This is a genomic window from Klebsiella sp. P1954, assembly GCF_018199955.1.
Classification (GTDB): Bacteria; Pseudomonadota; Gammaproteobacteria; order Enterobacterales; family Enterobacteriaceae; genus Klebsiella; species Klebsiella pneumoniae.
Genome location: NZ_CP073373.1, coordinates 4957735 through 4984287 on the forward strand (window position 1 = coordinate 4957735; position 26553 = coordinate 4984287).

General features: G+C 55.8%; 26 protein-coding genes, 3 tRNA genes and 1 pseudogene. 20 read left to right on the top strand and 10 right to left on the bottom strand.

The window, feature by feature from the left end:
* Positions 1-59: 59 nt before the first annotated feature.
* Positions 60-284 (bottom strand): DUF2594 family protein, encoded by a 225-nt coding sequence (locus KB890_RS23765; RefSeq protein ID WP_002911541.1) that lies wholly within the window; start codon positions 282-284, stop codon positions 60-62.
* Positions 285-745: 461 nt separating this feature from the next.
* Between KB890_RS23765 and uvrY the strand changes: the two genes are divergently transcribed.
* From uvrY to KB890_RS23805, 8 genes are all read left to right on the top strand, one after another.
* Positions 746-1402: a UvrY/SirA/GacA family response regulator transcription factor gene (gene uvrY / locus KB890_RS23770; RefSeq protein WP_002911539.1), complete on the top strand. Its 657-nt coding sequence runs from the start codon at positions 746-748 to the stop codon at positions 1400-1402.
* Positions 1399-3231: an excinuclease ABC subunit UvrC gene (gene uvrC / locus KB890_RS23775; RefSeq protein WP_002911538.1), complete on the top strand. Its 1833-nt coding sequence runs from the start codon at positions 1399-1401 to the stop codon at positions 3229-3231. Before uvrY ends, uvrC begins: the two co-directional genes overlap by 4 nt.
* A gap of 57 nt (positions 3232-3288) precedes the next feature.
* Positions 3289-3837, top strand: a complete 549-nt coding sequence (gene pgsA, locus KB890_RS23780) for a CDP-diacylglycerol--glycerol-3-phosphate 3-phosphatidyltransferase (protein ID WP_004141115.1) — start codon at positions 3289-3291, stop codon at positions 3835-3837.
* 150 nt (positions 3838-3987) lie between these two features.
* Positions 3988-4063, top strand: a tRNA-Gly gene (locus KB890_RS23785).
* A 40-nt stretch (positions 4064-4103) separates the two neighbouring features.
* A tRNA-Cys gene (locus KB890_RS23790) sits at positions 4104-4177 on the top strand.
* A gap of 13 nt (positions 4178-4190) precedes the next feature.
* A tRNA-Leu gene (locus KB890_RS23795) sits at positions 4191-4277 on the top strand.
* Between the two features lie 226 nt (positions 4278-4503).
* On the top strand, positions 4504-5385 hold the full coding sequence (locus KB890_RS23800) for a dihydrodipicolinate synthase family protein (protein ID WP_004180444.1): 882 nt from the start codon (positions 4504-4506) through the stop codon (positions 5383-5385).
* Positions 5386-5483: 98 nt separating this feature from the next.
* Positions 5484-6152, top strand: coding sequence for a YecA/YgfB family protein (locus KB890_RS23805; RefSeq protein WP_004141106.1), 669 nt, complete (start codon positions 5484-5486; stop codon positions 6150-6152).
* Between the two features lie 24 nt (positions 6153-6176).
* On the opposite strand, the gene tyrP is transcribed toward KB890_RS23805, so the two are convergent.
* Entirely contained in the window at positions 6177-7388 is a 1212-nt protein-coding gene (tyrP, locus tag KB890_RS23810) for a tyrosine transporter TyrP (protein ID WP_004891013.1), read from the bottom strand.
* A 191-nt stretch (positions 7389-7579) separates the two neighbouring features.
* Here tyrP and KB890_RS23815 point away from each other — a divergent pair, with 191 nt between their 5' ends.
* Positions 7580-7819, top strand: coding sequence for a YecH family metal-binding protein (locus KB890_RS23815; RefSeq protein ID WP_004175410.1), 240 nt, complete (start codon positions 7580-7582; stop codon positions 7817-7819).
* A 35-nt stretch (positions 7820-7854) separates the two neighbouring features.
* Here KB890_RS23815 and ftnA read toward each other — a convergent pair whose 3' ends face one another.
* Positions 7855-8352 (bottom strand): non-heme ferritin, encoded by a 498-nt coding sequence (gene ftnA, locus KB890_RS23820; RefSeq protein WP_004141101.1) that lies wholly within the window; start codon positions 8350-8352, stop codon positions 7855-7857.
* A 57-nt stretch (positions 8353-8409) separates the two neighbouring features.
* The gene (locus tag KB890_RS23825; protein WP_020324969.1) at positions 8410-8589 is read right to left on the bottom strand and encodes a hypothetical protein; all 180 of its coding nucleotides are present in this window, start codon (positions 8587-8589) and stop codon (positions 8410-8412) included.
* A 170-nt stretch (positions 8590-8759) separates the two neighbouring features.
* On the opposite strand from KB890_RS23825, the gene KB890_RS23830 reads away from it, so the two are divergent.
* Positions 8760-9398, top strand: a complete 639-nt coding sequence (locus KB890_RS23830) for an RpiB/LacA/LacB family sugar-phosphate isomerase (protein WP_004180443.1) — start codon at positions 8760-8762, stop codon at positions 9396-9398.
* A gap of 49 nt (positions 9399-9447) precedes the next feature.
* Here the strand turns inward: KB890_RS23830 and KB890_RS23835 are convergent, their stop codons facing one another.
* Entirely contained in the window at positions 9448-10869 is a 1422-nt protein-coding gene (locus KB890_RS23835) for an MFS transporter (protein WP_004148871.1), read from the bottom strand.
* Positions 10870-11019: 150 nt separating this feature from the next.
* On the opposite strand from KB890_RS23835, the gene KB890_RS23840 reads away from it, so the two are divergent.
* A complete protein-coding gene (locus tag KB890_RS23840; protein ID WP_002911524.1) occupies positions 11020-11271 on the top strand; it encodes a DUF2766 family protein in 252 nt (83 codons plus the stop codon).
* 37 nt (positions 11272-11308) lie between these two features.
* Here KB890_RS23840 and KB890_RS23845 read toward each other — a convergent pair whose 3' ends face one another.
* Positions 11309-12820, bottom strand: coding sequence for an MFS transporter (locus KB890_RS23845; protein ID WP_002911522.1), 1512 nt, complete (start codon positions 12818-12820; stop codon positions 11309-11311).
* 65 nt (positions 12821-12885) lie between these two features.
* Between KB890_RS23845 and KB890_RS23850 the strand changes: the two genes are divergently transcribed.
* On the top strand, positions 12886-13044 hold the full coding sequence (locus KB890_RS23850) for a succinate dehydrogenase (RefSeq protein ID WP_004148869.1): 159 nt from the start codon (positions 12886-12888) through the stop codon (positions 13042-13044).
* Positions 13045-13114: 70 nt separating this feature from the next.
* Here the strand turns inward: KB890_RS23850 and KB890_RS23855 are convergent, their stop codons facing one another.
* Positions 13115-13624 carry a non-heme ferritin-like protein gene (locus tag KB890_RS23855; protein WP_004175413.1) on the bottom strand — a complete coding sequence of 170 codons (510 nt, stop codon included), beginning with the start codon at positions 13622-13624 and terminating at the stop codon, positions 13115-13117.
* A gap of 434 nt (positions 13625-14058) precedes the next feature.
* Positions 14059-14154 (bottom strand): annotated as a pseudogene (locus KB890_RS23860) (hypothetical protein); the annotation flags it as partial.
* A 361-nt stretch (positions 14155-14515) separates the two neighbouring features.
* Between KB890_RS23860 and KB890_RS23865 the strand changes: the two are divergent.
* The 5 genes from KB890_RS23865 (at position 14516) to otsA (ending at position 20417) form a co-directional block, all read left to right on the top strand.
* The gene (locus KB890_RS23865; RefSeq protein WP_002911518.1) at positions 14516-15496 is read left to right on the top strand and encodes an arabinose ABC transporter substrate-binding protein; all 981 of its coding nucleotides are present in this window, start codon (positions 14516-14518) and stop codon (positions 15494-15496) included.
* A 62-nt stretch (positions 15497-15558) separates the two neighbouring features.
* Positions 15559-17073, top strand: coding sequence for an L-arabinose ABC transporter ATP-binding protein AraG (gene araG / locus KB890_RS23870; protein WP_002911516.1), 1515 nt, complete (start codon positions 15559-15561; stop codon positions 17071-17073).
* A 14-nt stretch (positions 17074-17087) separates the two neighbouring features.
* On the top strand, positions 17088-18068 hold the full coding sequence (araH, locus tag KB890_RS23875; protein WP_002911507.1) for an L-arabinose ABC transporter permease AraH: 981 nt from the start codon (positions 17088-17090) through the stop codon (positions 18066-18068).
* Between the two features lie 161 nt (positions 18069-18229).
* Positions 18230-19018, top strand: a complete 789-nt coding sequence (gene otsB / locus KB890_RS23880; RefSeq protein WP_002911505.1) for a trehalose-phosphatase — start codon at positions 18230-18232, stop codon at positions 19016-19018.
* Positions 18993-20417, top strand: a complete 1425-nt coding sequence (otsA, locus tag KB890_RS23885; RefSeq protein ID WP_004175414.1) for an alpha,alpha-trehalose-phosphate synthase — start codon at positions 18993-18995, stop codon at positions 20415-20417. Before otsB ends, otsA begins: the two co-directional genes overlap by 26 nt.
* 23 nt (positions 20418-20440) lie before the next feature.
* Here the strand turns inward: otsA and uspC are convergent, their stop codons facing one another.
* Entirely contained in the window at positions 20441-20869 is a 429-nt protein-coding gene (gene uspC, locus KB890_RS23890) for a universal stress protein UspC (protein WP_002911500.1), read from the bottom strand.
* A 352-nt stretch (positions 20870-21221) separates the two neighbouring features.
* Between uspC and KB890_RS23895 the strand changes: the two genes are divergently transcribed.
* Together KB890_RS23895 and KB890_RS23900 are read left to right on the top strand one after the other, a co-directional pair.
* Positions 21222-22805, top strand: a complete 1584-nt coding sequence (locus KB890_RS23895; protein ID WP_002911499.1) for an MFS transporter — start codon at positions 21222-21224, stop codon at positions 22803-22805.
* 4 nt (positions 22806-22809) lie between these two features.
* Positions 22810-23949 carry a beta-galactosidase BglB gene (locus KB890_RS23900; RefSeq protein ID WP_002911497.1) on the top strand — a complete coding sequence of 380 codons (1140 nt, stop codon included), beginning with the start codon at positions 22810-22812 and terminating at the stop codon, positions 23947-23949.
* A gap of 61 nt (positions 23950-24010) precedes the next feature.
* Here KB890_RS23900 and argS read toward each other — a convergent pair whose 3' ends face one another.
* Entirely contained in the window at positions 24011-25744 is a 1734-nt protein-coding gene (gene argS / locus KB890_RS23905) for an arginine--tRNA ligase (protein ID WP_004151452.1), read from the bottom strand.
* A gap of 235 nt (positions 25745-25979) precedes the next feature.
* Here argS and KB890_RS23910 point away from each other — a divergent pair, with 235 nt between their 5' ends.
* Positions 25980-26549, top strand: a complete 570-nt coding sequence (locus KB890_RS23910; protein ID WP_004180441.1) for a VOC family protein — start codon at positions 25980-25982, stop codon at positions 26547-26549.
* Positions 26550-26553: the final 4 nt, after the last annotated feature.

Consider the following 26553-nt stretch of genomic DNA (forward strand, 5'->3'; position numbering starts at 1 on the left):
GCCGTTCTGCGTGTCAGACGTGATACCGGCTGTCAGTGATACTTTCAGCCGGCACAGGATTACTGCCGATAGGCTTGTTTAATCTGCTTAACGGTGCTGGAGAATACGGCGGCCTGAGCCTCATCTTCCATCTGTGAAATCTGCTTTTCCATTTTAATAATCACGCGCCCCGCATCCGCCTGGCCCATCGCCTGCAGCATCAGCGTAATCATCGCTTTCAGGCAGGAGACTTCCTGCGCCAGTTCCTGCTTATTTTCTGCAGTGGAAAAATCTGGTGTGCTCATCGATATCCTCGTTTACTCGCTGCGCTATTGCGCTCTACTCAATGTGAAGGCCGCGCAGTATACCACAAGCGACAGAAAAAAAAGGTGTGCTTAATTTCTGTTCTCTCATCTGAGCTGTGAATGTTTTTATGCTTCGGATAATGCGTAATAGCCGTCGGCAAGCCAATAATTTCCCCCATCTATTTAGCTCGTTAATAATTGTTACATATTTTGCTTCGTATTTATGCGCTACGTAATCTGTTGTGTTTTTTGTGCCTTCTGTATGAGTATTGTTAAAAAATAAGAGCCGGGCAACTGACTGTTCTCAATGACTTTCCACTTAGTGTGCACAGACATTGCCATAAATGAGAGCCAAATCGAGGCGAGGGCATTTTTTTGCCTTTTAAAATAGCAATAAAACCCGGTAATATGTGGGAGATAAAGTATCAGTAGCGTTATCCCTCATTCTGGAGATTATTCCTTTGATCAACGTTCTTCTTGTTGATGACCACGAACTGGTGCGCGCAGGGATACGACGCATTCTGGAAGATATAAAAGGGATTAAAGTCGCTGGCGAAGCCTGCTGCGGCGAGGACGCCGTCAAGTGGTGCCGGGCTAATTCCGCAGATGTCGTCCTGATGGACATGAACATGCCTGGGATCGGTGGTCTTGAAGCGACGCGCAAAATCGCGCGCTCCGTGGCGGGCACCAAAGTGATCATGTTGACCGTGCATACCGAGAATCCTTTACCTGCCAAGGTCATGCAGGCGGGCGCGGCGGGCTATCTCAGTAAAGGCGCCGCGCCGCAGGAAGTGGTGAATGCCATCCGCTGCGTCGCGTCCGGGCAGCGCTATATTGCCTCCGATATTGCCCAGCAAATGGCGTTAAGTCAGATTGAACCCGAAAAGACAGAATCGCCGTTTGCCAGTTTGTCTGAACGCGAATTGCAGATTATGCTGATGATCACCAAAGGTCAGAAGGTGAATGAGATCTCAGAGCAACTAAATCTGAGTCCTAAAACGGTTAACAGCTACCGCTATCGGATGTTCAGTAAATTAAACATTCATGGCGATGTCGAGCTGACCCACCTGGCAATTCGCCATGGCCTGTGTAATGCGGAGTCGTTAGCAAGCCAGTGAGTGATGTTTTTGACGCAAAAGCTTTCCTGAAAACGGTGACCAGCCAGCCCGGTGTGTATCGGATGTATGATGCTGGCGGAACCGTCATCTATGTTGGCAAAGCCAAAGATCTGAAAAAGCGGCTCAGTAGCTACTTCCGCAGCAACCTTGCGTCGCGTAAAACGGAAGCGCTGGTAGCGCTGATCGCGCAAATCGACGTGACCGTCACCCACACCGAGACGGAAGCGCTGCTGCTTGAGCACAACTATATTAAGCTGTACCAGCCACGTTACAACGTGCTGTTACGCGACGATAAATCGTATCCTTTTATTTTTCTCAGCGGCGATACTCATCCGCGTCTGGCGATGCATCGCGGCGCCAAACATGCGAAGGGCGAGTATTTTGGTCCTTTTCCCAACGGCTATGCCGTGCGCGAGACCCTGGCGCTGCTGCAGAAAATCTTTCCCATCCGTCAGTGTGAAAACAGCGTCTACCGCAATCGCTCCCGCCCCTGTCTGCAGTATCAGATTGGTCGCTGCCTGGGGCCGTGCGTGGCCGGGCTGGTCAGCGAAGAAGAGTATGCTCAGCAGGTAGAGTATGTGCGGCTGTTTCTCGCCGGCAAGGATGACCAGGTGCTGACCCAGCTCATCGCGCGGATGGAGAAGGCGAGCCAGAACCTGGAGTTCGAAGAGGCCGCGCGCATCCGCGACCAGATTCAGGCCGTCCGCCGCGTGACGGAGAAACAGTTTGTCTCCAACACCGGTGACGACCTCGACGTGATCGGCGTCGCCTTCGATGCCGGCATGGCCTGCGTGCATGTGCTGTTTATCCGTCAGGGCAAAGTGCTGGGCAGCCGAAGCTACTTCCCGAAAGTGCCGGGCGGCACCGAGCTGGGAGAGGTCGTGGAGACCTTTGTCGGCCAGTTCTACCTGCAGGGCAGCCAAATGCGCACGCTGCCGGGGGAGATTTTGCTCGACTTTAACCTTGGGGATAAGACGCTGCTGGCCGACTCGCTGTCGGAGCTGGCGGGTCGTCGAATCAATGTGCAGACTAAGCCGCGCGGCGACAGAGCGCGTTATCTTAAGCTGGCGCGGACCAACGCCGCGACAGCGTTAACGACCAAATTGTCTCAGCAATCGACCATTCATCAGCGTTTGCAGGCGCTGGCCAGCGTACTGGAGCTGCCGGCCGTCAAGCGAATGGAGTGTTTTGACATCAGCCACACCATGGGCGAACAGACCGTAGCATCCTGTGTGGTGTTTGACAGCAATGGCCCACTGCGCGCGGAGTATCGGCGCTACAACATCACCGGCATTACCCCTGGCGATGACTATGCGGCGATGAATCAGGTCCTGCGCCGTCGCTATGGTAAAGCGATTGATGACAACAAGATCCCGGATGTGATCCTGATAGACGGCGGCAAGGGACAGCTGGCCCAGGCGAAAGCCGTGTTTGCTGAACTGGACGTCCCCTGGGATAAACATCATCCGCTGCTGCTGGGCGTGGCGAAAGGTAGCGATCGAAAAGCGGGTCTGGAAACGTTATTCTTTGAGCCGGAAGGGGAAGGGTTTAGCCTGCCGCCGGATTCGCCGGCCCTGCATGTGATCCAGCATATTCGCGATGAATCGCACGATCATGCGATCTCCGGGCATCGCAAAAAACGGGCGAAAGTGAAGAGCACCAGCTCGCTTGAGACTATCGAGGGGGTGGGGCCGAAGCGTCGTCAGATGCTGCTGAAGTATATGGGTGGGCTGCAGGGGCTACAGCAGGCCAGCGTCGAAGAAATTGCTAAAGTACCGGGCATCTCTCACGCTCTGGCAGAAAAGATCTTCTACTCGTTGAAACATTAGGGGCTCTGTAGCAACATAGGGCTAATTTTTACTTACAACAGATAGTTACCCGTCACTATGCAATTTAATATCCCTACGTTGCTTACTCTGTTTCGCGTCATCCTGATCCCGTTTTTTGTGCTGGCGTTTTATCTGCCCTTTAGCTGGGCGCCGTTTGCCTGCGCGCTGATCTTCTTTGTTGCCGCGGTAACCGACTGGTTTGATGGTTTCCTCGCTCGTCGCTGGAATCAGAGCACCCGTTTTGGCGCCTTCCTCGACCCGGTTGCCGATAAAGTCATGGTGGCTATCGCCATGGTGCTGGTTGCCGAACACTATCACACCTGGTGGGTCACGCTACCGGCGGCGACCATGATTGCCCGTGAGATCATTATCTCCGCGCTGCGTGAGTGGATGGCGGAGCTGGGGAAACGCAGCAGCGTGGCGGTCTCGTGGATTGGCAAAGTGAAAACGACCGCCCAGATGACCGCCCTGGTATGGATGCTGTGGCGTCCTTATCCGTGGGTGGAGTGGGCCGGGATCGCGCTTTTCCTCGTGGCGGCGGTGCTGACGCTGTGGTCGATGCTGCAGTATTTGAACGCGGCGCGCGGCGATTTGCTTGATCAGTGATCGTTTCGCCGTTATTTTCAGCAAACGATACAAAGTTGCGAAAAATACCGTTGACTCACCGCGAGAGATAAGTAGAATGCAACGCATCGAACGGCGGCACAGTCTTCCAGACGATAACAAAATCAAGTGATTAGCAAATAACTTGATGATGCGGGAATAGCTCAGTTGGTAGAGCACGACCTTGCCAAGGTCGGGGTCGCGAGTTCGAGTCTCGTTTCCCGCTCCAGATTAACAGCATCGGCAGTTGCGGGTGTTTCAGTATTAAAGGCGCGTTAGCAAAGCGGTTATGTAGCGGATTGCAAATCCGTCTAGTCCGGTTCGACTCCGGAACGCGCCTCCACTTTATATCCCGAGCCCGGATGGTGGAATCGGTAGACACAAGGGATTTAAAATCCCTCGGCGTTCGCGCTGTGCGGGTTCAAGTCCCGCTCCGGGTACCATTGGGAAATACAGAATAATCAAAGCAATAAGCAGTGTCGTGAAACCACCTACGGGTGGTTTTTTTGTTTCTGTACTTCGCTTTCTGATACCTTTCCCGCCAGCCTGACGCCACGGCGTTTTTCGGTTAACTCTTGCCTTACAGTCAATTTCTCATTTGTCCCAGGACAAAACGATCGCGCCTTGCTACTATCAAACGGACTCTCAGCCCAGCCTGCCGGAGGCAGCATGTTCAGTGGACTTTGCGCATTTCCTTTGACACCTTTGCATCAGCAAGATTTTGATGAAAAAGCGTTTATTCGTATTCTCGCCCGTCTTACCGATGCCGGAGTCGACTCTCTGGGCATCTTAGGTTCAACCGGTAGCTACGCTTATCTCAGCCGTGAGCAGCGCAGACGAGTGGTGCAGGTGGCGAAGGCGCATGCGGGGTCGATCCCGATGATGGTCGGCGTCGGCGCCATTGCGACTAACGAGGTGCTACGCCTGGTGGAGGATGCTCAGGAGGCAGGGGCGGATGCGTTATTACTGCCGATGATGTCCTATCAGCCGCTTTCCGCGGAGGAGATCTTTGCCTTTTACGAAGAAGTCTGTCGGCATGTCTCGGTGCCGGTTTGCCTGTATGACAATCCCCGCACTACCCACGTAATGCTGGCGGATGAGCTGCAGGGGCGCATCGCCGCCTTGCCGGCCATTGCCTCGATTAAAATTCCCGGCCTGCCCGCGCCACAGGCGAGCGAACGTGTAGCGGCCCTGCGTCAGCATCTTCCCTCTCGCGTTACGCTTGGCGTCAGCGGCGATGCGTGGGCCACTGCCGGGTTGCAGGCCGGCTGCGAAGCCTGGTATTCGGTCTGCGGCGGACTCTTTCCCCGCTGCTCACTGGCGCTGGTAAGAGCGATACGTAGCGGCGATGTGGCGCAGACTGCGGCACTGAATGAGCAGCTGGCCCCCCTATGGCGATGCTTTGATCGCTATGGTGGTAGCCTGCGAGTGATAGCCAGCGCCGCAGCGATGCTCGGACTCTGCGATCCAGACTCGCTTCCCCGTCCTTTGCTTTCGTTAGGGGAGGAGGCCTGTCGTGAGGTGGCGTCGGCGCTGCGCGGCCTGGCCTGATCGCGTATCGTTGACACCGGCGCAATAGGTATCGCCGGGTGGCTTTCTGTCGGCAATTCGGCTACTGTAGGCCCGATTTTTACCATGCGAGCCTGTGAATGAATACCGGACCTTTGAACGAAAACGAACTGGAATGGCTGGATGACACTCTGGCGAAATACGCCGCCGAAGGCGCCATTCTGGATGTCTCTGAACTGGATGGCCTGCTGACGGCGATCCTCTCTGCGCCGACCGACATCGAACCCGCTCAGTGGCTGCTGGCGATTTGGGGCGGGGCGGATAATGTCCCGCGCTGGGCCAACGATCGCGAGCGCGATCGCTTTGTCAATCTGACGCTGCAGCATATGAGCGATATCGCCGAACGCCTGGAGTCTTATCCCGATCAGTTCGAACCGCTGTTCGGCACCCGCGAAGCGGAAGGTCAGGAGCTGACCATAGTTGAGGAGTGGTGCTTTGGCTATCTGCGCGGCGTGGCGCTGAGCGACTGGTCGACGTTGCCCGCTGAACTCCAGCCGGAGCTGGACGCTATCGCGCTCCACGGCAGCGAAGAACAGTTTAGCGCGCTGGATAATCTGACGGCGGATGAATTTATCGCCAGCATCGAGCGTATCACGCCGGCGGCGCTGGCGCTTTACCAGTACTGGATAGCGAATCCGCAGCCGGTGGAGGCCCCGCAGCCAATAAGAAATGAAGCGAAAGTCGGACGCAACGATCCCTGCCCATGCGGCAGCGGTAAAAAGTATAAGCAGTGTTGCTTAGCGAAATGAACAAGGGGCCAGCAGGCCCCTTTTTTATCCCACCGCGGGCAACAACCCGGCAGCGATGCTGAACTGAATAGCCACGATGCCGATCCCGCACAGCAGAACCAGCCATAGCGTCGGTGCGCCGCCGGCGACCCGCCAGGTAGCCTGCGGATGCTCTCGGCGACTCTTCATGACCAGCAGGGCCGGCATTATCAGCGCCAGCACGGCTAATGCCACCCCGGCGTAGCCGAGGGCCATGACGAAACCGCGGGGATAGAACAGGGCGAACGCCAGCGGCGGCAGGAAGGTGATTATCCCGCTCTGCAGACGCCCGCCGACGCTGTTTTTACGCTGAAACATATCCGCCAGATAATCAAACAGGCCGAGCGAGACGCCGAGGAATGACGTCGCCAGCGCAAGGTCGGCAAACAGGTGAACGGCCAGCTCCACATGCGGTGACGCCACCACTTCGCGGATCGCCTCCAGCAGGCCGTTCAGACCAGCGTTATTTGCCAGCATGGCGGTAAAGGCCGGGGCGTCGATACTGCCCAGCGTCGCCAGCTGCCAGAAAATATAGGCCACCAGAGGAATAAAGCTGCCGATGATAAATACCCGGCGCAATTTGCGAATATCCCCCCCCAGATAGCTGACGATGCTCGGGACGCTGCCGTGAAAACCAAAGGAGGTGAAAATCACCGGAATGGCCGACAGGGCCAGGCCTTGCTCAACCGGCAGCGTCAGAAGGTTCACCTGATGAATGTGCGGCATCAGCAGGGCCAGCATAATCACCAGGAAGACGATTTTGGCGCTAAACAGGAAGCGATTGAACAGATCCACCAGCGCAGTGCCAATGCACACTACCGCCCCGCCGAGGAGGGTGAAGATCAGTACGCCTGCGGCCGGTGGTAGCTGCCAGTCCAGCCACTGGTTGAGGCTGGAAGCGAGTAATTCACCGGCGCCACTGATATAGGCTGCCGTGAGGGCGTACAGCAGAAACAGCATGCAGAATCCGGTAACCCACTGCCCATAACGGCCCAGATAGCGCGCCGCCAGAGAACCGAGCCCCATATCGGCAGGGACATGCTGGTAGACTTCCAGCAGCAAAAGGGCGGTATAGCACATCAATGCCCACAAGGTGAAAAGTAAACCCAACGTGACGGTAAAGCCGACGCCTGCGGCGGCCAATGGCATTGCCAACATTCCTGCACCGATGGTGGTGCCAGCTACGATTAAAATACTGCCCAGAGTGCGGTTTTTCACGCTTTTCGCTATCCCTACAGCAAATAACAATAAATTATGCCGCGCAGAGTAGGGGATATTACGGCTTTCGTCAAATCGGGATTACAAGTTGTGTAATGAAATGTTTACACAATAAGAGGGCGAAAGCCTGCGCTAGCGCAAGGCGCGGGTTGACGGTCTGGCCTAAGCTGGCGGTTTTTGCAGGAGGGGTTATGTCTTCTATTCATGGTCATGAAGTTTTACAGATGATGCTCGCCTCGGGTGAATCCTGGACGGTCGCCTCGCTGGAGGCCGCCATTCGCCGCCGCTTTGGCGAAGAGGCGCGGTTTCACACCTGTTCAGCAGAGAATCTAAGCGCCGCACAGTTGGTGGCGTTTTTAGAGAAAAAAGGCAAATTTATTGCCAGAGAGGAAGGTTTTACTACCGCAGAAAATAAGATCTGCCGACATTAAGAGGGCCGCGACACGGACTGTCGCGGCGCGGGGGATTAATTCTGCGCGTCGAGGGTAGCCAGCTCTTTATCGATAAAGTACAGACCTTCGCCGCTTTTTCCAGCGAGGGTCAGTTTATCGATCACCGATTTAAATAATTTCTCTTCTTCATGCTGTTCAGCAACATACCACTGCAGGAAATTAAAGGTCGGGTAATCCTGGCTGGTCATGGCCGCGTGCGCCAGTTCATTTATTTTTTGCGTGATCAGCTGCTCATGCTCGTAGGTCTGGCGGAACAGCTCGTCGAGTGAGGCATATTCGGCAAACGGGGAGGCGATAGCGTTGATCCGCGGCAGGCTGCCGGTGTCGGTTAGATAGTCGAACAGGCGCTGCATATGGGTCATCTCTTCCTGAGCATGGCGACGCAGGAAGGCCGCGGCGCCTTCAAAACTGTGGTAACTGCACCAGGCGCTCATCTGCTGATAAAGAAGAGAAGAATAGAGTTCAAGATTCATCTGTTCATTCAGTTTGTCAATCATGTCCGTTTTCAGCATCGTTGCACTCCTGGAATTAAATAATAGATGTTATTGGCTGCCACTATAATTTGTTATTTAATTATTTGCAAAAAGTAAATTTAAAAATGTTTTATTTAAAATGCTAATGGGAATAACACGCATTGGCAGTTTAATAATAAATGAGAATGCTTTTAATTTATTATTCATTATTGCCTGGGCGGTCAGGACTTTGTCGCCGGCGGGTGGTAAGGGAGGACGAAGCGGATTCGCCAGCATGCAGAGGGCTGAGGTCAACAGACAGGGGGAGCCTGCGAAAGTGTGAAGCACTGCGTAAATTTTAAAACAACTTTTCATAAAATTTGAAAGTTTGTTTTCAAGGTAGTAAAGTGCAGTCAACGTCAATGACATTCTGCGGGCAGGCCCGCACAGCATTCAGGAGAATAACCATGAAGATTGCACTGATGATGGAGAACAGCCAGGCGAACAAAAACGCCATCATCCTCAAGGAGCTTAACGCGGTTGCCGACGAAAAAGGATTCCCGGTCTATAACGTCGGCATGAGCGATGAGAACGATCATCATCTGACCTACATCCATCTTGGGATCATGGCCAGTATTCTGCTGAATTCGAAAGCAGTTGACTTCGTGGTCACCGGCTGCGGTACCGGTCAGGGGGCGCTGATGTCGCTGAACATCCATCCGGGCGTGGTCTGCGGCTACTGTATCGATCCGGCGGATGCGTTCCTGTTTGCCCAGATCAACAACGGTAATGCGCTGTCGCTGCCGTTTGCCAAAGGCTTCGGCTGGGGCGCCGAACTGAATGTGCGGTTTATCTTTGAAAAAGCCTTTACCGGCCGCAACGGCGAAGGCTATCCGCCGGAGCGCAAAGAACCGCAGGTGCGCAATGCCGGGATCCTCAACCAGGTCAAAGCAGCAGTAGTAAAAGAGAACTACCTCGATACCCTGCGCGCCATCGATCCGCAGCTGGTGAAAACCGCAGTCTCCGGCCCACGCTTCCAGGAGTGCTTCTTCGAAAACTGCCAGGATAAAGCAATCGAAGACTTTGTTCGCCAGATCGTCGCTTAACCGTCATCAGGGCCAGCGCCGCTGGCCCTTCCGTCGTTTATTTTTTCTTCTATTTCTTCTTCTCCGACACGCTGCTGCCGGCCGTTTTGGCCAGATGCAGGCTGTCGATCATCCCTACCAGACAGATCAAGGCGATAAACACAAACGACAGGCGGAAGCTGATCCCCGGTAGTTCAGTAAGATGCAGCCAGTCGCCGACCTGCTCGCCCAGGCGAATGCCAATCGCCCCAAGCGTGATCCCCAGCCCTACCGCCAGCTGCGACGCGGTACTGAACAGCGTATTAGCATCACTCATCTGCGCGGCGGGGACATCGGCGAAGGCCAGCGTGCTTACACCGGTAAACTGGATTGAGCGAAACACCCCGCCGAGATAAAGGATCAGCATGATGGCCCAGACCGGCGTCTGCGGCGTAAGCAGCGCGCAAGCCAGCAGCGAACAGACGTTCAACGCGCCATTGATCAGCAGTAGCCGACGAAAGCCCAGCCAGCGAATGAGCGGTGTGGTGGCGGGTTTAATGGTTAAATTACCGACAAACACCGCCAGCACCAGCAGGCCGGAATGAAAAGGATCCATACCGAATCCCACCTGGAACAGCAGGGGGAGCAGAAAAGGCACCGCGCTGATGGAGGCCCGGAACAACGAGCCGCCGTACATTGTCACCCGGAACGTCGGCACCTGCAGGGCGTCGAGACGAACCATAGGCGCCGCCGCCCGGCGGAAATGACGAATGGAATATAACAGACAGCCGAAGCCAAGCGCGGCGAGAGCCAGCGTCGGCCAGATCTGCGGCTGGCGATCGCCGAGCCGCTCCATCGCAGTCACCAGACTGACCATCGCGACCGAGGTAGTGATAAATCCGCTGAGATCGAAGGAGCGCCGTTCCGTTTCGCGAATATCAGGGATAATGCGCAGCGAAAGGATGATGGCGGCAAGGCCCAGCGGGACATTGATAAAGAAGATCCAGTGCCAGCTGGCGTAGCGGGTTATAAAGCCGCCCAAAGGCGGGCCGATAATGGGGGCCACCAGCGCCGGCCAGGTCAGGGTGGCGATGGCCTTGATCAGCTGGTGTTTCGGCGTGGTGCGTAGCACCGCAAGGCGACCAACGGGGACCATCAGCGCGCCGCCGACGCCCTGAAGGATACGCATGGCGACAAAGATATGCACCTCGGTGGAGAGGCCGCAGAAGACCGAGGCAAGGGTAAAGATCGCCAGGGCGAGAGTAAAAATAGCCCGGGCGCCGAAGCGATCGGCGATCCAGCCGCTGGCCGGGATCAGGACCGCAAGGGTAATCAGATAGGCGCTGATGCCGATATTCAGTTCGACCGCGGTGACGCCAAAATCCCTCGCCATATCGGGCAGGGCGGTGGCGATCACCGTCCCGTCGAGAAACTCCATAAAAAAGGCACCTGCCACCAGCAGCGCCGGCGCTGAAAAAGCACGTTCATCGCGGGAAGAGATCGCGGTATTCATGTTGTCACTGCCATCAAGAGTGTGATCCTGTGCAAAGCGGCAGGAGACGACCCGCCAGCCAGTAAGGTAGATAAAAAAACCTGCGACGGCAGGTTTTATTATCGTTAACGATTTAGGGTACTATTACGCTCCTGAAAAAAGGAGTAATTAATGTCTCAACATCTTACCGAACACGACGAGCTGGTTTCCGATGTGGTTGCCTGCCAGCTGGTTATCAAACAGATCCTCGATGTCATTGACGTCATTGCGCCGGTGGAAGTGCGTGAAAAAATGACCACTCAGCTGAAAGCTATCGACTTCGCCAGCCATCCGGCCTCTGCCGATCCGGTGACCCTTCGTGCGGTGCAAAAAGCGATCGCGTTGATTGAGCTGAAGTTTACTCCACAGGAAGAAACGCATTAATACCAGGCCTCGCCGGATACCGGCGGGGCCTTCTTCTTTAATGGGAAACGACGGTCTGCGCAGGCGCAGGGGCAGCATCTTTGAACAATTTGCTGTTGCCCCAGCACTCTTCGTAGCGATGGCCGACCAGATCCTCCACGATAACCCGCACGTCCGGCGCAATATCGCTAATTTTGCCGCCCGCTTTTATCCGCGCGACTTCCTGCAGCACCACCAGATGGGCCTTCCGGTCCAGCTTCATCTGCTTGCTGAAGACGATGGCGGCCAGGGCTAATGCGATCACCCCGACGCAGAATACCACTGCGATAGCGGTCACCGCGCTTTCCGGTTGGCTGTGCGCTTTTGACTGGAAACCGTAGAAGCTCAGGATCGCCCCCATCGAGAACACCACAATCGAGCGCAGAATTTTTCCTGAGAAGGTCATGGCGCCGGCATAGATCCCTTCCCGCCGGCGTCCGGTGTAGATCTCATCGACATCGGCCAGGAAGGTGTAAACGGTCCAGGGTATATAGTAAACCCCGCCGGTACCCAGGCCGAACAGCACGGTAATGCCGAACATCAGCACTGTCGCCAGGCCGGACGGTAGATGGAAAAACCACAGCGAGGTATACAGCAGAACCGCGAAAATGACGATCCCCAGCGCCAGAATATAGGGTTTGCTGAAGCCCTTTTTCACGCACAGGCCGATAAACAGCGCCGTAGAGATCAGCTGCAGAATCGAGTTCAGGCTGTTCAGCCCGGCCACCATCGCTGGATCGTGTTGTAGAACGAAGATCACGAAATAGGTGAAGATGGAGGCAAACAGCCATTCCGCGCCAAAGCCGCACAGGTACATACCAAGATGTTTGCGGAATACGCGTAGATAAAAAGTCGAACGCATATCTTTCGCCAGCGACAGCAGGGTGCTCAGCAGTCCTTTTTTCGCGCTGGTTTCCACCTCTTCCCCGCGCTCACGCTCCCAGCTGCACAACCACAGGCAGGAAATAGCGACGATCAGGATCGCGCCATAGGTCAGACCGGTGAGGAAGAAAGGGGTGGCAGAATCTTTGCCATACAGCAGAATGAACTGGCCGGGAATAAACGCCGCGAGGAAGTTGGCCAGCTTACCAAAGATAGCTTTATAGCCGGTCAGTTTTGAACGCAGTGAGAAATCATCGGTCATCTCTGTCGCCAGCGTTTCATAAGGCACCATGATAGAGGTGTAGATGATCTCAAACACCACATAGGTGCTAAGGTAGTACCAGAAACTCAGGCCTTCCACCCACAGCAGCGGGTAGAACATCATCAGCGGAATACCGATTAGCAGAAAGAAACGCCGGCGGCCGAAGCGCTTGCCCAGGCGCGTTTTGCCAAAATTATCCGTCAGATAGCCCATCAGCGGGTTGCTGATAGCGTCAATGATGCTGGCGACGGAGAAGATAAATGAGGCCTCGATCAGCGTCAGGCCGCAAAAGGTCGTATAAAAATAGAGTAGCCATGCGCCGCTTATCGCCAGTGCGCCGCTCCCTAACAGATTTCCGCCGCCGTAGGCTAACTGATGGCGTAACAAGATCGGTCTTCCCTGCAGCCCTTCAGAGGCTGAAGCCGTGTATCTAGCCATAAAAAATAAACCTCGTGTTTTATATTTTTGAAACACTGTTTTTATATTTCTTTATGGTTCGTCAAAAAGTGACCGCGCTCACTAATCCCCCTTATGGGGTAACGGTGATGAGGGAATGGGATCGAGTTAAAACTTTTTTATTCTTGAAAGGAATAATAGGGGAGAAAAAATAGACGTAATGGATTAATAAACCGGGCGGGGCAGCGCAGACGCGCTCCCCCTGGCAGAGCGATAAAGGCTTGATTAATGCGCTTTCTGCGCTTCTCCAACGATAGCCATCAGACGCCGATCGGTCTGCTCCATCCCGAGACCGGCTTTATCGGCATTACGAATTTCCTCAAGCACGCTTTGCAATAGCAGGCCATCCTGCTGCTGCTCTTCCGCCAACAGCGTGAGAAACCGCCAGGTGCTGTCATCGCTTTGCGCTTTGGCTTCCTGAGCGAGACCGCTCAGCAGACGACTGCGCTGTTGGTAATCGCTCAGGGTTTGGGTAAACAGATCTTCCAGCGAGGTGCACTCAGGGTTACAGGCGTGGTCGGGATTGACGATCGGCCAGCTGCCGGCTTTTTTCAGGTAGTCAAATACGCGCATGGTGAGGGTGATGCTGCTTTGCGCGCGGGTGCGCAGAAACGTCGCGGCGCCGTCGAAGCGATGTCGGGCGCACCACTCACTTAAGTTCAGGTAAACGTTAGAGGCGTGAAACTCAAGATTCATTTGGGTGTTTAGCTTTTGTGCCATTCCTGGAACTGCCATAAAAAATATCCTTATTAACCGGGAAGGGGTTACTGGTGCGCGTCAGCGGATCCTGCGGATAACTACAAGATAAAATAGTGACACGCGGCACTGTTGCAGAATAATAAAACTCTACACATTCCGTATGAGTCGGGTATTTTTTCCATTTGCCGACGATTTAAGAATACTCGCTCAACGAAATTAAGAAAACTCTCAAGCGCGGTAATTTACGTTTTGTTACACCATTATTTGTGCAAACTACCAGGGCTGAGATTGTGCGCCGTTGGCAGGGGCTTGCTGGTTTCAGATTGGTTATAAGATATAAGTATTTGACTACGAGATTCGTCGTAGAAGAGAACGGAATAAGTTATTTCATTAGTAATGTTTCAGGTTGATGATCATTATTTTTATTTTTTGTTGCAGGCGCTTTTATCAAGAGGAATATATTTTTTCTATTCGGAATAAATTACGCCAAAGATCCGTTTTTTCGCGATATTAAGCGGGCCATGTGGCTCAGCGGTGCGAGGTGGGTTGCCATTTGAGTGGCGCACAGGCGATCGCCCGCAGCAACGCCGTCAATCGCTGATGATAACAGTGCTGTAACCCACCGTTAAACATCCTCTGACAACACAAGGATAAGCCTGCTGATGGTATAGATGATCCTGCTATGCCCCGGTAAAATTGTATGACAATTGTGTCATTTTTTATGTCATTTTTTGCTAAATGTATGTACGCAATTACTGTAATTCCGCGATGTGATAATGCTCTCGTATGGAGAAATAATTTCCGGGTATTACTACTCTAACAACGGCAGTGGGGAATGCGATTTTTCTAATGCCTTGTTTTGATGCCGATTAAATTGTTAATTCCGATTTTTCCCTACATGAAAGCGAATTAAAGCTGGAGTTTACCATGCACAAATTTACTAAAGCGCTGGCGGCCATTGGTCTCGCTGCGGTTATGTCACAATCAGCTATGGCGGAAAATCTTAAACTGGGTTTTCTGGTGAAACAGCCGGAAGAGCCATGGTTTCAGACTGAGTGGAAATTTGCTGATAAAGCAGGAAAAGATTTAGGCTTTGACGTTATTAAAATTGCGGTCCCGGATGGGGAGAAAACCCTGAATGCCATTGACAGCCTGGCGGCCAGCGGCGCGAAGGGCTTTGTCATCTGTACCCCCGATCCCAAGCTCGGGTCGGCGATTGTCGCCAAAGCGCGTGGCTATGACATGAAGGTGATTACCGTCGATGACCAGTTCGTCAATGCGAAGGGCAAACCGATGGAGAGCGTACCGCTGGTGATGATGGCGGCGAGCGAAATTGGCGCCCGTCAGGGGCAGGAACTCTATAAAGAGATGCAAAAGCGCGGCTGGGATGTCAAAGACACCGCCGTAATGGCGATCACCGCCGATGAGCTGGATACCGCGCGCCGTCGCACCACCGGCTCCATCGATGCCCTGAAGGCGGCCGGCTTCCCGGACGCGCAAATCTACCGCGTGCCGACAAAATCCAACGATATCCCGGGAGCGTTCGACGCCGGTAACTCGATGCTGGTCCAGCATCCGCAGGTTAAACACTGGCTGATCGTCGGGATGAACGACAACACCGTCCTCGGCGGCGTGCGCGCGACCGAAGGTCAGGGCTTTAAAGCTCCCGATGTGATTGGCATCGGCATCAACGGCGTGGATGCCGTCAACGAACTGTCGAAGGCGCAGCCGACCGGCTTCTATGGCTCTCTGCTGCCAAGCCCGGATATCCACGGCTACAAAACCAGCGAAATGCTCTACAACTGGGTCACCAAGGGCGTCGAGCCGCCGAAGTTCACGGCGGTGACCGATGTGGTGTTGATTACCCGCGATAACTTCAAAGAAGAGTTGGCGAAAAAAGGGCTGTAACAGCCTGATTAAACTGGCCCCCGCCGCGGCGCGGGGGCTGAGTGCAGAAGAGCGGAGTCGTTATGCAACAGTCTACCCCTTATCTCTCATTTCGCGGCATCACCATGACGTTCCCTGGCGTAAAGGCCTTGTCCGATATCAGTTTTGACTGCTACCCGGGACAGATCCACGCGCTGATGGGCGAAAATGGCGCAGGCAAATCGACGCTGTTGAAAATTCTCAGCGGCAACTATATCCCGACCGCGGGCCATCTGCAGATCGGCGGCCAGCAGATGGCATTCGCCAATACCATGGAGGCGCTGAACGCCGGCGTGGCAATTATCTACCAGGAGCTGCATCTGATCCCGGAGATGACCGTCGCCGAAAATATCTATCTCGGTCAGCTGCCGCACAGAGGCGGCATCGTCAATCGCTCGCTGCTCAACTATGAGGCCCGCCTGCAGCTGGAGCATCTGGGTCTGGATATCGACCCGGAGACGCCGCTGAAATATCTCTCCATTGGTCAATGGCAGATGGTGGAGATTGCCAAAGCGCTGGCGCGTAACGCCAAGATTATCGCGTTCGATGAGCCGACCAGCTCGCTCTCCGCCAGAGAGATCGACAACCTGTTTCGCGTCATCCGCGAGTTGCGGGAGGAGGGAAGGGTCATCATCTATGTTTCACACCGGATGGAAGAGATTTTTGCCCTCAGCGATGCCATCACCGTCTTTAAAGATGGCCGCTACGTTTGCACCTTTGACGATATGCCGAGCGTCAGCCACGACGCCCTGGTCCAGGCAATGGTAGGCCGCAATCTGGGCGATATTTATGGCTGGAAGCCTCGCCCCTATGGCGAGGAGCGGCTGCGCCTGGAAGAGGTCAAAGCGCCGGGCGTGCGCACGCCGGTTAGTCTCTCGGTGCGCAGCGGTGAAATTGTCGGTTTGTTCGGACTGGTAGGTGCCGGGCGCAGCGAACTAATGAAAGGCCTGTTTGGCGGCACGCAGATAACCGGCGGTCAGGTGTATATCGATGGCCAGCCCGTCTCCATTCGCAAACCGGCCCAGGCCATCCAGGCCGGGATGATGCTGTGCCCGGAGGATCGTAAAGCGGAGGGGATTATTCCGGTGCATTCCGTGCGCGATAACATCAATATCAGCGCCCGGCGCAAGCATATTCACGCTGGCTGCCTGATCAACAACGCCTGGGAGGCGGACAACGCCGATCAACATATCCAGTCGCTGAATATTAAAACGCCGGGCCCGGAACAGCTGATTATGAACCTGTCGGGCGGCAACCAGCAGAAAGCGATCCTTGGCCGCTGGCTGTCGGAAGAGATGAAGGTGATCCTGCTTGATGAGCCAACCCGCGGCATCGACGTCGGCGCCAAACATGAAATTTACAATGTGATCTATGGCCTCGCCGCCTCCGGTGTCGCCGTGGTGTTTGCCTCCAGCGACCTGCCGGAAGTGCTGGGCGTCGCTGACCGCATCGTGGTGATGCGCGAAGGACAAATCGCCGGCGAACTGCTGCATGAAGAAGCCAATGAACAGCAGGCGTTAAGCCTTGCGATGCCAACAGTGAGCCAGGCTGTCGCCTGAGTAAGGAGTAAATGATGTCATCAGTGACTACGTCCGGGGCTACCCGCTCAACCTTTAGCTTTGCCCGCATCTGGGATCAGTTTGGCATGCTGGTGGTGTTTGCGGTGCTGTTTATCGGCTGTGTGATTTTTGTGCCCAACTTTGCTTCATTCGTCAATATGAAAGGGCTGGGGCTGGCGATCTCGATGTCCGGGATGGTGGCCTGCGGCATGCTGTTTTGCCTGGCCTCCGGCGATTTTGACCTGTCGGTCGCGTCGGTTATCGCCTGCGCCGGGGTCACCACCGCGGTGGTGATTAATCTCAGCGAAAGCCTGTGGCTGGGGATCGCCGCAGGCCTGTTGCTGGGGGCGCTTAGTGGTCTGGTTAACGGCTTTGTCATTGCGCGCCTTAAGATCAACGCGCTGATCACCACGCTGGCCACCATGCAGATTGTCCGCGGCCTGGCCTATATTATCTCCGACGGCAAAGCGGTGGGGATCGAAGATGAACGTTTCTTCACCCTCGGCTATGCCAACTGGTTTGGTTTGCCGGCGCCGATCTGGCTGACCGTCGCCTGCCTGGTGGTTTTCGGATTATTACTAAACAAAACCACCTTTGGCCGTAATACGCTGGCTATTGGCGGCAATGAAGAGGCGGCGCGCCTTGCCGGCGTCCCGGTGGTGCGCACCAAGATTATTATCTTTGTGCTCTCCGGTCTGGTATCGGCCGCAGCGGGGATCATTCTGGCGTCGCGCATGACCAGCGGCCAGCCGATGACCTCGATTGGCTATGAGCTGATTGTTATTTCGGCCTGCGTGCTGGGCGGGGTGTCGCTGAAGGGCGGGATCGGCAAGATCTCCTACGTGGTGGCCGGGATCCTGATCCTCGGAACCGTGGAAAATGCGATGAACCTGCTGAATATCTCGCCATTCTCACAATACGTCGTGCGCGGGGTGATCCTGCTGGCGGCGGTGATCTTCGACCGCTACAAACAAAAAGCCAAACGTGCGGCCTGAATTTAAACCGAACTTTTTAGTTTACAGAGTAATTGCCGCCAGCGCCCGTTTCGCTGGCGGTAACTATCAAAAATGGCGAGGTTGGTCACACTGTCTATACTTACATGGCTCACATATAATTAACAACCAGCTTCGGCTGGCCATGATAAGGAGGAAACAGGGTGGATAACCAGATATCTGTACCGCCTGCGCTAACCGGAAACTACGCTTTTTTCTTTGACCTCGACGGTACTCTTGCCGATATCCAACCGCACCCCGATCAGGTGGTGATACCCGACAGCACGCTGCAGGCGCTCAATGCGCTGGCCCAGCAGCAGGGGGGCGCGGTGGCATTGATTTCAGGGCGCTCAATGGCTGAACTTGACGCGCTAACCCATCCCTGGCGGCTACCGCTGGCCGGCGTTCACGGGGCCGAGCGCCGTGATATCAATGGTAAAACCTACATCGTCTCTCTGCCGACAGCGCTGCGCGATGAGATCGCGGCTGAGCTGACGTCGGCGCTGGAAGCGCTCCCGGGATGTGAGCTGGAGAGTAAAGAGATGGCTTTCGCGCTCCACTATCGCCAGGCCCCGCAGCAGCAGAGCGCCGTGCTGGAGCTGGCGCAGCGGATTGTTCAGCGCTATCCGCTGCTGGCGTTACAGCTTGGCAAGTGCGTGGTGGAGATTAAACCCCGCGGCGTCAACAAAGGGGAGGCGATTACCGCGTTCATGCAGGAGGCGCCATTCGCCGGCCGCGAACCGGTTTTTGTCGGCGATGATTTGACCGACGAGGCGGGATTCAGCGTCGTTAATCAACTGCAGGGAATGTCGGTAAAAGTTGGCGCCGGGGAAACTCAGGCGCACTGGCGGTTGGCGGATGCCGCCGCTGTAAGGACGTGGTTGCAACATCTGGCGTATGACGCGCAAACCGAAAGGAGGGATGACCATGAGTCGTTTAGTCGTAGTCTCTAACCGTATCGCCTTACCGGACGATAAAAAATCGAGCGCTGGCGGTCTGGCCGTCGGCATCCTGGGGGCACTGAGAGCGGCGGGGGGTCTGTGGTTTGGCTGGAGCGGCGAGATTGGCGATGACCAGCAGCCGCTCAAGCAGGTCTCCCGCGGGAATATTTCCTGGGCGTCGTTCAACCTTAATGAACGGGACCATGATGAATACTACAACCAGTTCTCTAACGCCGTGCTGTGGCCGGCTTTCCACTATCGTCTTGATCTGGTCAGCTTTCAGCGCGAAGCCTGGGAGGGATATCTGCGGGTTAACGCCATGCTGGCGGACAAGCTTCTGCCGCTGATTGAGCCAGACGATACGCTGTGGATCCATGATTACCATCTTCTGCCCTTCGCCAGCGAGCTGCGTAAGCGCGGAGTGAACAATCGCATCGGGTTTTTCTTACATATTCCGTTCCCGACGCCGGAGATTTTTAACGCTCTGCCGCCGCACGCTGAGCTGCTGGAGCAACTGTGCGATTACGATCTGCTGGGCTTCCAGACCGAAAGCGACAGAACCGCTTTTCTCGACAGCATTGCTATGCAGACTCGCCTATCCGACCTCGGCGATAAACGCTATCAGGCATGGGGTAAGGCGTTCAGTACCGAGGTTTATCCGATAGGGATCGATCCGGACGAAATTACGCGCAACGCTAAAGGTCCGCTGCCGCCGAAGCTGGCCCAGCTGAAGAACGAGCTGAAAAATGTGAAGAATATCTTCTCCGTGGAGCGTCTTGACTATTCGAAAGGGTTGCCGGAGCGATTCCTCGCCTACGAGACGCTGCTCGAGAAGTACCCTCAGCACCACGGCAAAATCCGTTATACCCAGATCGCGCCGACCTCCCGCGGCGATGTGCAGGCCTATCAGGATATCCGCCACCAGCTGGAAACCGCAGCCGGACGCATCAACGGACAGTTTGGTCAGCTTGGCTGGACACCGCTCTACTATCTGAACCAGCATTTTGATCGTAAGCTGCTGATGAAGGTCTTCCGCTACTCTGACGTCGGGCTGGTGACGCCGCTACGCGATGGTATGAACCTGGTGGCGAAGGAGTACGTCGCGGCGCAGGATCCGGATAACCCTGGCGTACTGGTCCTGTCGCAGTTTGCCGGGGCGGCGCAGGAGCTGACCAGCGCCCTGATCGTCAATCCTTACGATCGCGACGAGGTTGCCGCCGCGCTGGATCGCGCGCTCAGCATGCCGCTGGCGGAACGTATCGCCCGTCATTCAGCGATGCTGGACGTGATCAGAGAAAATGATATTCATAACTGGCAGGCGCGCTTTGTCGAGGATCTGCAGCATATTTCACCGCGCAGCGAGGAGAGCCGTCTGCGGGGGAAGATAGCCACCTTCCCTAAACTGGCCTAGTTCAGGAAAAGGGCTAACCGGCGTTAGCCCTTTTCAAGGGAAACCAACAGGACATCAACGCCGCAGCTGCCGACGATACTTTTCGCCGAGCAGGTGGCGCGTGAGAAGAGGGAATGGTTGTGATTGCCGCAGATCACCAGATCAACACGGTGCGACCGGCAGAAGTCCTTAATATGATGGCCTAGCTCGCCGCAGGCGATGGTCATTCTTTCTATTGGGTAGTCCGCGTGGCGAGCCAGCTCATTGAGAAACTCCCGCGTCTCTTCCTGCATCACTTCGCGCAGATTTTCCATCATCGGTGCGGCGAACTGGTTATACAGCTCCGGATCCGTAGCGAGAGTGATTAAGCTCACCTTCGCGTTAACGGGGCGGGCTATCGACACCGCTTTTTTAATTAATACCTGACTCTCCGGCGTTGGCGCGACGGCAACCAGCAGATGGGTATAAGGCATCTGGCCTCCTTGAGATACGCGGAATAACCCTTTCTTCCATTCTTTACTCCTGTTTCCCCGACTGCGCAAGGGCCGATCCCGGGATTTGCGAGCCTGTTCGTTAGTCGGCGACCTTCCAGCCAGATCACATCAATGAACCTGTCTTTTGATTAAAAAGAAATGCTGTTTTATAAATGAGTGAAGTGGCGACGTCATCTCTTTGTCATTTTGCCACCGGCGACTGTTCCGTGGCAAAAGTACAAAGGTAACCTCCTTTCACAGCTTTTAGTGTAGCCAGGTACCCACTCCCTTCCGGTGGCAAATCCGGAACGATTGTCGGCGTTCTTTTAAAAAAAGACACAGGATCACGGCGATGAAAACACGAAAAATTGGACTGGCTAACTATCTGGCCTACGGCGCGGGCGATTTTCTCGGCGCCGGCACGACGGCGCTAACCGCCGCATGGCTGCTCTACTTTTACACGACCTTTTGCGGACTGACCCCGATTGAGGCCACGCTTATTTTTGCTGCCGCCCGCGTGCTGGACGCGGTGGTAAGCCCGCTGATGGGCTTTCTCACCGATAACTTTGGCACCACCTGGCTTGGTAAGCGCTTCGGCCGCAGAAAATTCTTTATTCTGCTCGGCATCCCCTGCGTATTCAGCTATTCAGCGATGTGGGTCGGCGAGATGGGCTTCTGGTACTACCTGGCGACCTATCTGCTGTTTGATATGGTCTATACCATGATTCTGGTGCCCTATGAGACGCTGGTGCCGGAGATGACCGATGACTTTAAACAGAAAACCAAATTCTCCGGCGCGCGCATTTCGATGGCGCAGATGTCGGCGATTTTAGCCTCCTTCCTGCCGGGGATCCTTCTCTCCTGGCTCGGCAAAGATAATGCCAGCTCGTTCTTCTATGCCAGTCTGGTGTTCTCGGTGCTGTGCGCGGTGATGCTGACTCTGGTCTGGTGTTTCACCTGGGAACGACCGCGGGAGGCGTGGTCGGAAGCGGCCCTGCGGGCGGAAGCGGAAAAACAAAACTTAACCCTTGCTCAGAGCCTCAATCGCCTGGTGATTGAGCTGAGTTCTACGCTGCGGATAAAAATTTTCCGCCAGCACCTCGGCATGTATCTGGGGGGCTATATCGCCCAGGACGTCTTCAATGCCGTGTTTACCTATTACGTGGTCTTTGTTCTGATGCAGGAAGCCGCCGTCGCCTCGAACCTGCTGGGGACGATGGCCATCTTCCAGTTTATTGCAGTAATCGCCATGATCCCGCTGTGCATTCGTTTTGGCCCCGCGCCGTCGTACCGCATGGTGGTGGTCCTGTTTGGCCTGAGCTCACTCTCCTACGCGCTGCTCTATTACGCCGGACTGAGCGACGTCTATTCCTTATTGCTGCTCATCTCTGCTGTCGCCGGACTGGGACGCGGCGGGATAAATTACGTACCGTGGAATACCTACACCTATATTGCCGACGTCGACGAAGCGATCACCGGCCAGCGCCGGGAGGGGATTTTTGCCGGCATCATGACTCTGACCCGCAAAGCCTCGCAGGCGGGGGCGGTGATGCTGGTGGGGATCATTATGCAGTTGTCGGGGTTTGTTTCCGGGCAAAAAATACAGCCTGAAGGGGTCAGCCATACCATTCTGCTGATCCTCAGCGTCGGCACTCTGGTGGTGTTAGCCTGCGGCTTCCTCGTCTCGCTGCGCTTCAAGCTCAACCTGCACACCCACAGCGTCCTGCGCAGCGAGACCCTCAGAATGCGCGAGCTCGGCTACGCTCAGTCGGAACAAACCAGTGCGGAACACCGTGCGGTGGTCGAGCTGCTGGCGGGGATGCCTTACGACTGTCTGTGGGGCAATAACAATATTGGCTATCTGAATCGTCATAAACCTGCTGCCCCGGCGCTCATTAAGGGCGGCGCTTTGAATTCGACATATACCCGAGGTTAACAACATGAAAGTTTGGCCGGTCAAACATAGCCCATTACTGCGTCAGCCTGAGCGTTTTATCGCCCGCAGCGAACTGCAGGCGCTGATCCGCAACGTGACGCAAAACCTGGTGAATATTAAGGATGAGAGCGGGCAATTTTTACTACGCCTGGATGACGGGCGCGTGATCGATACCAAAGGCTGGGCCGGCTGGGAGTGGACCCACGGCGTTGGGCTGTACGGCATCTATCAGTATTACCAGCAAACCGGCGATATCGAGATGCGTGATATCATCGATCGCTGGTTTGCCGACCGCTTCGCCGAGGGAGCAACGACCAAAAACGTCAATACTATGGCCCCGTTTCTGACCCTGGCTTACCGCTTTGAAGAGACCGGCCGTATGGCGTATCTGCCGTGGCTGGAGAGCTGGGCGGAGTGGGCGATGCACGAGATGCCGCGCACCGAGCAGGGCGGTATGCAGCACATGACTCTGGCGGAGGAGAACCATCAGCAAATGTGGGATGACACGCTGATGATGACCGTGTTGCCGTTAGCCAAAATTGGCAAGCTGCTTAACCGCCCCCAGTATGTGGAGGAGGCAACCTACCAGTTCCTGCTCCATGTGCAGAACCTGATGGACCGGGAGACCGGGCTGTGGTTTCACGGCTGGAACTATGAGGGGCGGCATAACTTTGCCCGGGCGCGTTGGGCGCGGGGCAACAGCTGGCTCACCATGGTGATCCCGGATTTTCTGGAACTGGTGGATCTCCCCGAGGGGAATGCGGTACGGCGCTATCTGATTACAGTCCTCGACGCACAGATTGCCGCCTTAGCAGAATGCCAGGACGACAGCGGCCTGTGGCATACCTTGCTGGACGACCCGCACTCTTATCTTGAGGCCTCGGCGACCGCCGGCTTTGCCTACGGGATTCTCAAAGCGGTGCGCAAGCGTTACGTCGGGCAGCACTACGCCGGGGTGGCTGAAAAAGCGATTCGCGGGATTGTGCAGAATATTTCGCCGCAGGGGGAGCTGCTGCAGACCTCATTTGGCACCGGGATGGGGTCAGACCTCGACTTTTATCGCCAGATCCCGCTTACCTCGATGCCCTACGGTCAGGCGATGGCGATCCTTTGTCTGACGGAGTATCTACGCAAGTACTTCTGAGCAGGGCGCCCCGCTGGCGAGGCGCCGAATAAAACTAACCCGGCTTTCGCCGGGTTGCTTGTTACATACGCTCGACGGTTTCGATACCGAGGGTATCGAGACCCAGCTTGAGGGTTTTCGCCGTGAGCAGCGCCAGCTTCAGACGGCTGTTGCGGGTCTCTTCGCTTTCCGCGCTGAGGATCGGGCAGTGCTCGTAGAAGCCGGAGAACAGGCCCGCCAGATCGTAGAGGTAGGCGCACATCACGTGCGGCGTCCCTTCGCGAGCGACCACGGAGAGGGTCTCTTCAAACTGCAGCAGGCGCGCGGCCAGCTGAGCTTCGCGATCTTCGGCGATGACCACCGGCGCGTCGATCATCGCGTTTTCGTCGATGCCGGCTTTGCGGAACACGGAGAGCACGCGGGTATAGGCATACTGCATATACGGCGCGGTGTTGCCTTCGAACGCCAGCATATTATCCCAGTCGAAGACGTAGTCGGTGGTGCGGTTTTTCGACAGGTCGGCATATTTAACCGCGCCGATACCCACCACTTTCGCCAGATTTTCCAGCTCGTCAGCCGACATATCCGGGTTCTTCTCGGCCACCAGGCGACGGGCGCGCTCCAGCGCTTCGTCCAGCAGATCCGCCAGCTTCACGGTACCGCCGGCGCGGGTTTTAAACGGCTTGCCGTCTTTCCCCAGCATCATACCGAACATATGGTGCTCCAGCGGCACGGAGTCCGGCACGTAGCCTGCCTTGCGCACGATGGTCCACGCCTGCATCAGGTGCTGGTGCTGACGAGAGTCGATGTAGTAGAGCACGCGGTCGGCGTGCAGCGTTTCATAGCGATACTTCGCACAGGCGATATCGGTGGTGGTATAGAGGTAGCCGCCATCCTTTTTCTGGATGATGACGCCCATCGGTTCGCCTTCCTTGTTTTTGTACTCATCAAGGAAGACCACGGTAGCGCCTTCGCTCTCAACCGCCAGCCCTTTGGCTTTCAGATCGGCGACGATCCCCGGCAGCATCGGGTTGTACAGGCTCTCACCCATCACGTCATCGCGGGTCAGGGTGACGTTCAGGCGATCGTAGGTGATCTGGTTCTGCGACATGGTGATGTCGACCAGCTTACGCCACATCTGCAGGAAGTACTCATCACCGCCCTGCAGCTTAACCACGTAGCTGCGCGCGCGCTCGGCGAAGGCTTCGTCTTCGTCATAGTGCTTTTTCGCTTCGCGATAGAAACCTTCGAGGTCGGCCAGGGCCATCTCGCCGGCGTTTTCCTGCTGCTGTTTTTCCAGATACGCGATCAGCATCCCGAACTGGGTGCCCCAGTCGCCGACGTGGTTGGCGCGGATCACCTTATGACCCAGGAACTCAAGGGTACGGACTGAAGCATCGCCAATGATGGTCGAACGCAGATGGCCGACGTGCATCTCTTTCGCTACGTTGGGTGCCGAGTAGTCGACGACGATAGTCTGCGCCTGCGGTTTCGTGACGCCCAGGCGCTCAGACTGCAGCGCGCGGTTGACGTTGTCCGCCAGAAACGCGGGGTCGAGGAAAATATTGATAAAGCCCGGCCCGGCGATTTCAACCTTGTTGGCAATGCCGTTGAGGTCAAGATGAGACAGTACCTGCTCTGCAAGTTGTCGCGGCGCCATACCCAGCTTTTTGGCGACAGCCATCACGCCGTTGGCCTGATAGTCGCCGAACTGAACTTTTGCTGACTGGCGGACCTGGGGTTCGCAATCGGCAGGGGCGCCTGCCGCGATCAGGGCCTGGCTGACTTTTTCTGAGAGAAGAGCCTGAATATTCACCGGAATACCTTACGTGTAATGCGCCTGCCCCCGAGGGAGGCGGCGCCATAATGTGGACAAATTAGGGCGGGAGTATACTGCATTTGTCCCCGTCCGTCAGCATTGCGCGCGGCGCGCCGGCGTGCGCAATCCATCGCCGGTCAGTTGCCCATCAGCGGGGCGGCGGTTGGTCCGCAGGCCGAAACACGGTAAATTACCTTTTCATTACTGACGAGCATTATTGACGAGCAAACCCATGGCAAACTGGCAGCAAAATGAACAACTGGCCGATATTACGGCGGATCTCCCGCGATTTTCCGATGCGCTTGAGCGCTTCACTGCGCGACTGGGACTGGAGATCGCCGGGCTCGACGCCGACCATATCTCCCTGCGCTGTCATCAGAATACCACTGCGGAACGCTGGCGCCGCGGTCTGGAGCAGTGCGGCACCCTGCTGTCGGAGAATATGATTAACGGCCGGCCCATTTGCCTGTTCAAACTGGCGGAGCCGGTCTGCGTGGCGCACTGGCGCTTCCATATCGTTGAGCTGCCGTGGCCGGGTGAAAAGCGTTATCCCCATGAAGGCTGGGAGCATATCGAAATCGTCCTGCCCGGCGATCCGGCAACCTTAAATGCCCGCGCGCTGGCGCTGCTGGCCGATGACGGACTCAGCCAGCCGGGGATCGTGGTCAAAACCAGCTCGCCGAAAGGGGAGCATGAGCGCCTGCCGAATCCTACCCTGGCGGTGACTGACGGCAGCGTGACGGTCAAATTTCATACGTGGTCTATTGAACAAATCGTCGCCAGCGAGCAAGCCGATACGTAACAGT

Excerpts from the sequence above, each read along its gene's own strand:
- KB890_RS23765 (WP_002911541.1), bottom strand. The coding sequence starts at position 284 with ATGAGCACACCAGATTTTTCCACTGCAGAAAATAAGCAGGAACTGGCG.
- pgsA (WP_004141115.1), top strand. The coding sequence starts at position 3,289 with ATGCAATTTAATATCCCTACGTTGCTTACTCTGTTTCGCGTCATCCTG.
- KB890_RS23800 (WP_004180444.1), top strand. The coding sequence starts at position 4,504 with ATGTTCAGTGGACTTTGCGCATTTCCTTTGACACCTTTGCATCAGCAA.
- KB890_RS23805 (WP_004141106.1), top strand. The coding sequence starts at position 5,484 with ATGAATACCGGACCTTTGAACGAAAACGAACTGGAATGGCTGGATGAC.
- KB890_RS23815 (WP_004175410.1), top strand. The coding sequence starts at position 7,580 with ATGTCTTCTATTCATGGTCATGAAGTTTTACAGATGATGCTCGCCTCG.
- ftnA (WP_004141101.1), bottom strand. The coding sequence starts at position 8,352 with ATGCTGAAAACGGACATGATTGACAAACTGAATGAACAGATGAATCTT.
- KB890_RS23825 (WP_020324969.1), bottom strand. The coding sequence starts at position 8,589 with ATGCTGGCGAATCCGCTTCGTCCTCCCTTACCACCCGCCGGCGACAAA.
- KB890_RS23830 (WP_004180443.1), top strand. The coding sequence starts at position 8,760 with ATGAAGATTGCACTGATGATGGAGAACAGCCAGGCGAACAAAAACGCC.
- KB890_RS23835 (WP_004148871.1), bottom strand. The coding sequence starts at position 10,869 with ATGAATACCGCGATCTCTTCCCGCGATGAACGTGCTTTTTCAGCGCCG.
- KB890_RS23840 (WP_002911524.1), top strand. The coding sequence starts at position 11,020 with ATGTCTCAACATCTTACCGAACACGACGAGCTGGTTTCCGATGTGGTT.
- KB890_RS23855 (WP_004175413.1), bottom strand. The coding sequence starts at position 13,624 with ATGGCAGTTCCAGGAATGGCACAAAAGCTAAACACCCAAATGAATCTT.
- KB890_RS23865 (WP_002911518.1), top strand. The coding sequence starts at position 14,516 with ATGCACAAATTTACTAAAGCGCTGGCGGCCATTGGTCTCGCTGCGGTT.
- araG (WP_002911516.1), top strand. The coding sequence starts at position 15,559 with ATGCAACAGTCTACCCCTTATCTCTCATTTCGCGGCATCACCATGACG.
- araH (WP_002911507.1), top strand. The coding sequence starts at position 17,088 with ATGTCATCAGTGACTACGTCCGGGGCTACCCGCTCAACCTTTAGCTTT.
- otsA (WP_004175414.1), top strand. The coding sequence starts at position 18,993 with ATGAGTCGTTTAGTCGTAGTCTCTAACCGTATCGCCTTACCGGACGAT.
- uspC (WP_002911500.1), bottom strand. The coding sequence starts at position 20,869 with ATGCCTTATACCCATCTGCTGGTTGCCGTCGCGCCAACGCCGGAGAGT.
- KB890_RS23895 (WP_002911499.1), top strand. The coding sequence starts at position 21,222 with ATGAAAACACGAAAAATTGGACTGGCTAACTATCTGGCCTACGGCGCG.
- KB890_RS23900 (WP_002911497.1), top strand. The coding sequence starts at position 22,810 with ATGAAAGTTTGGCCGGTCAAACATAGCCCATTACTGCGTCAGCCTGAG.
- KB890_RS23910 (WP_004180441.1), top strand. The coding sequence starts at position 25,980 with ATGGCAAACTGGCAGCAAAATGAACAACTGGCCGATATTACGGCGGAT.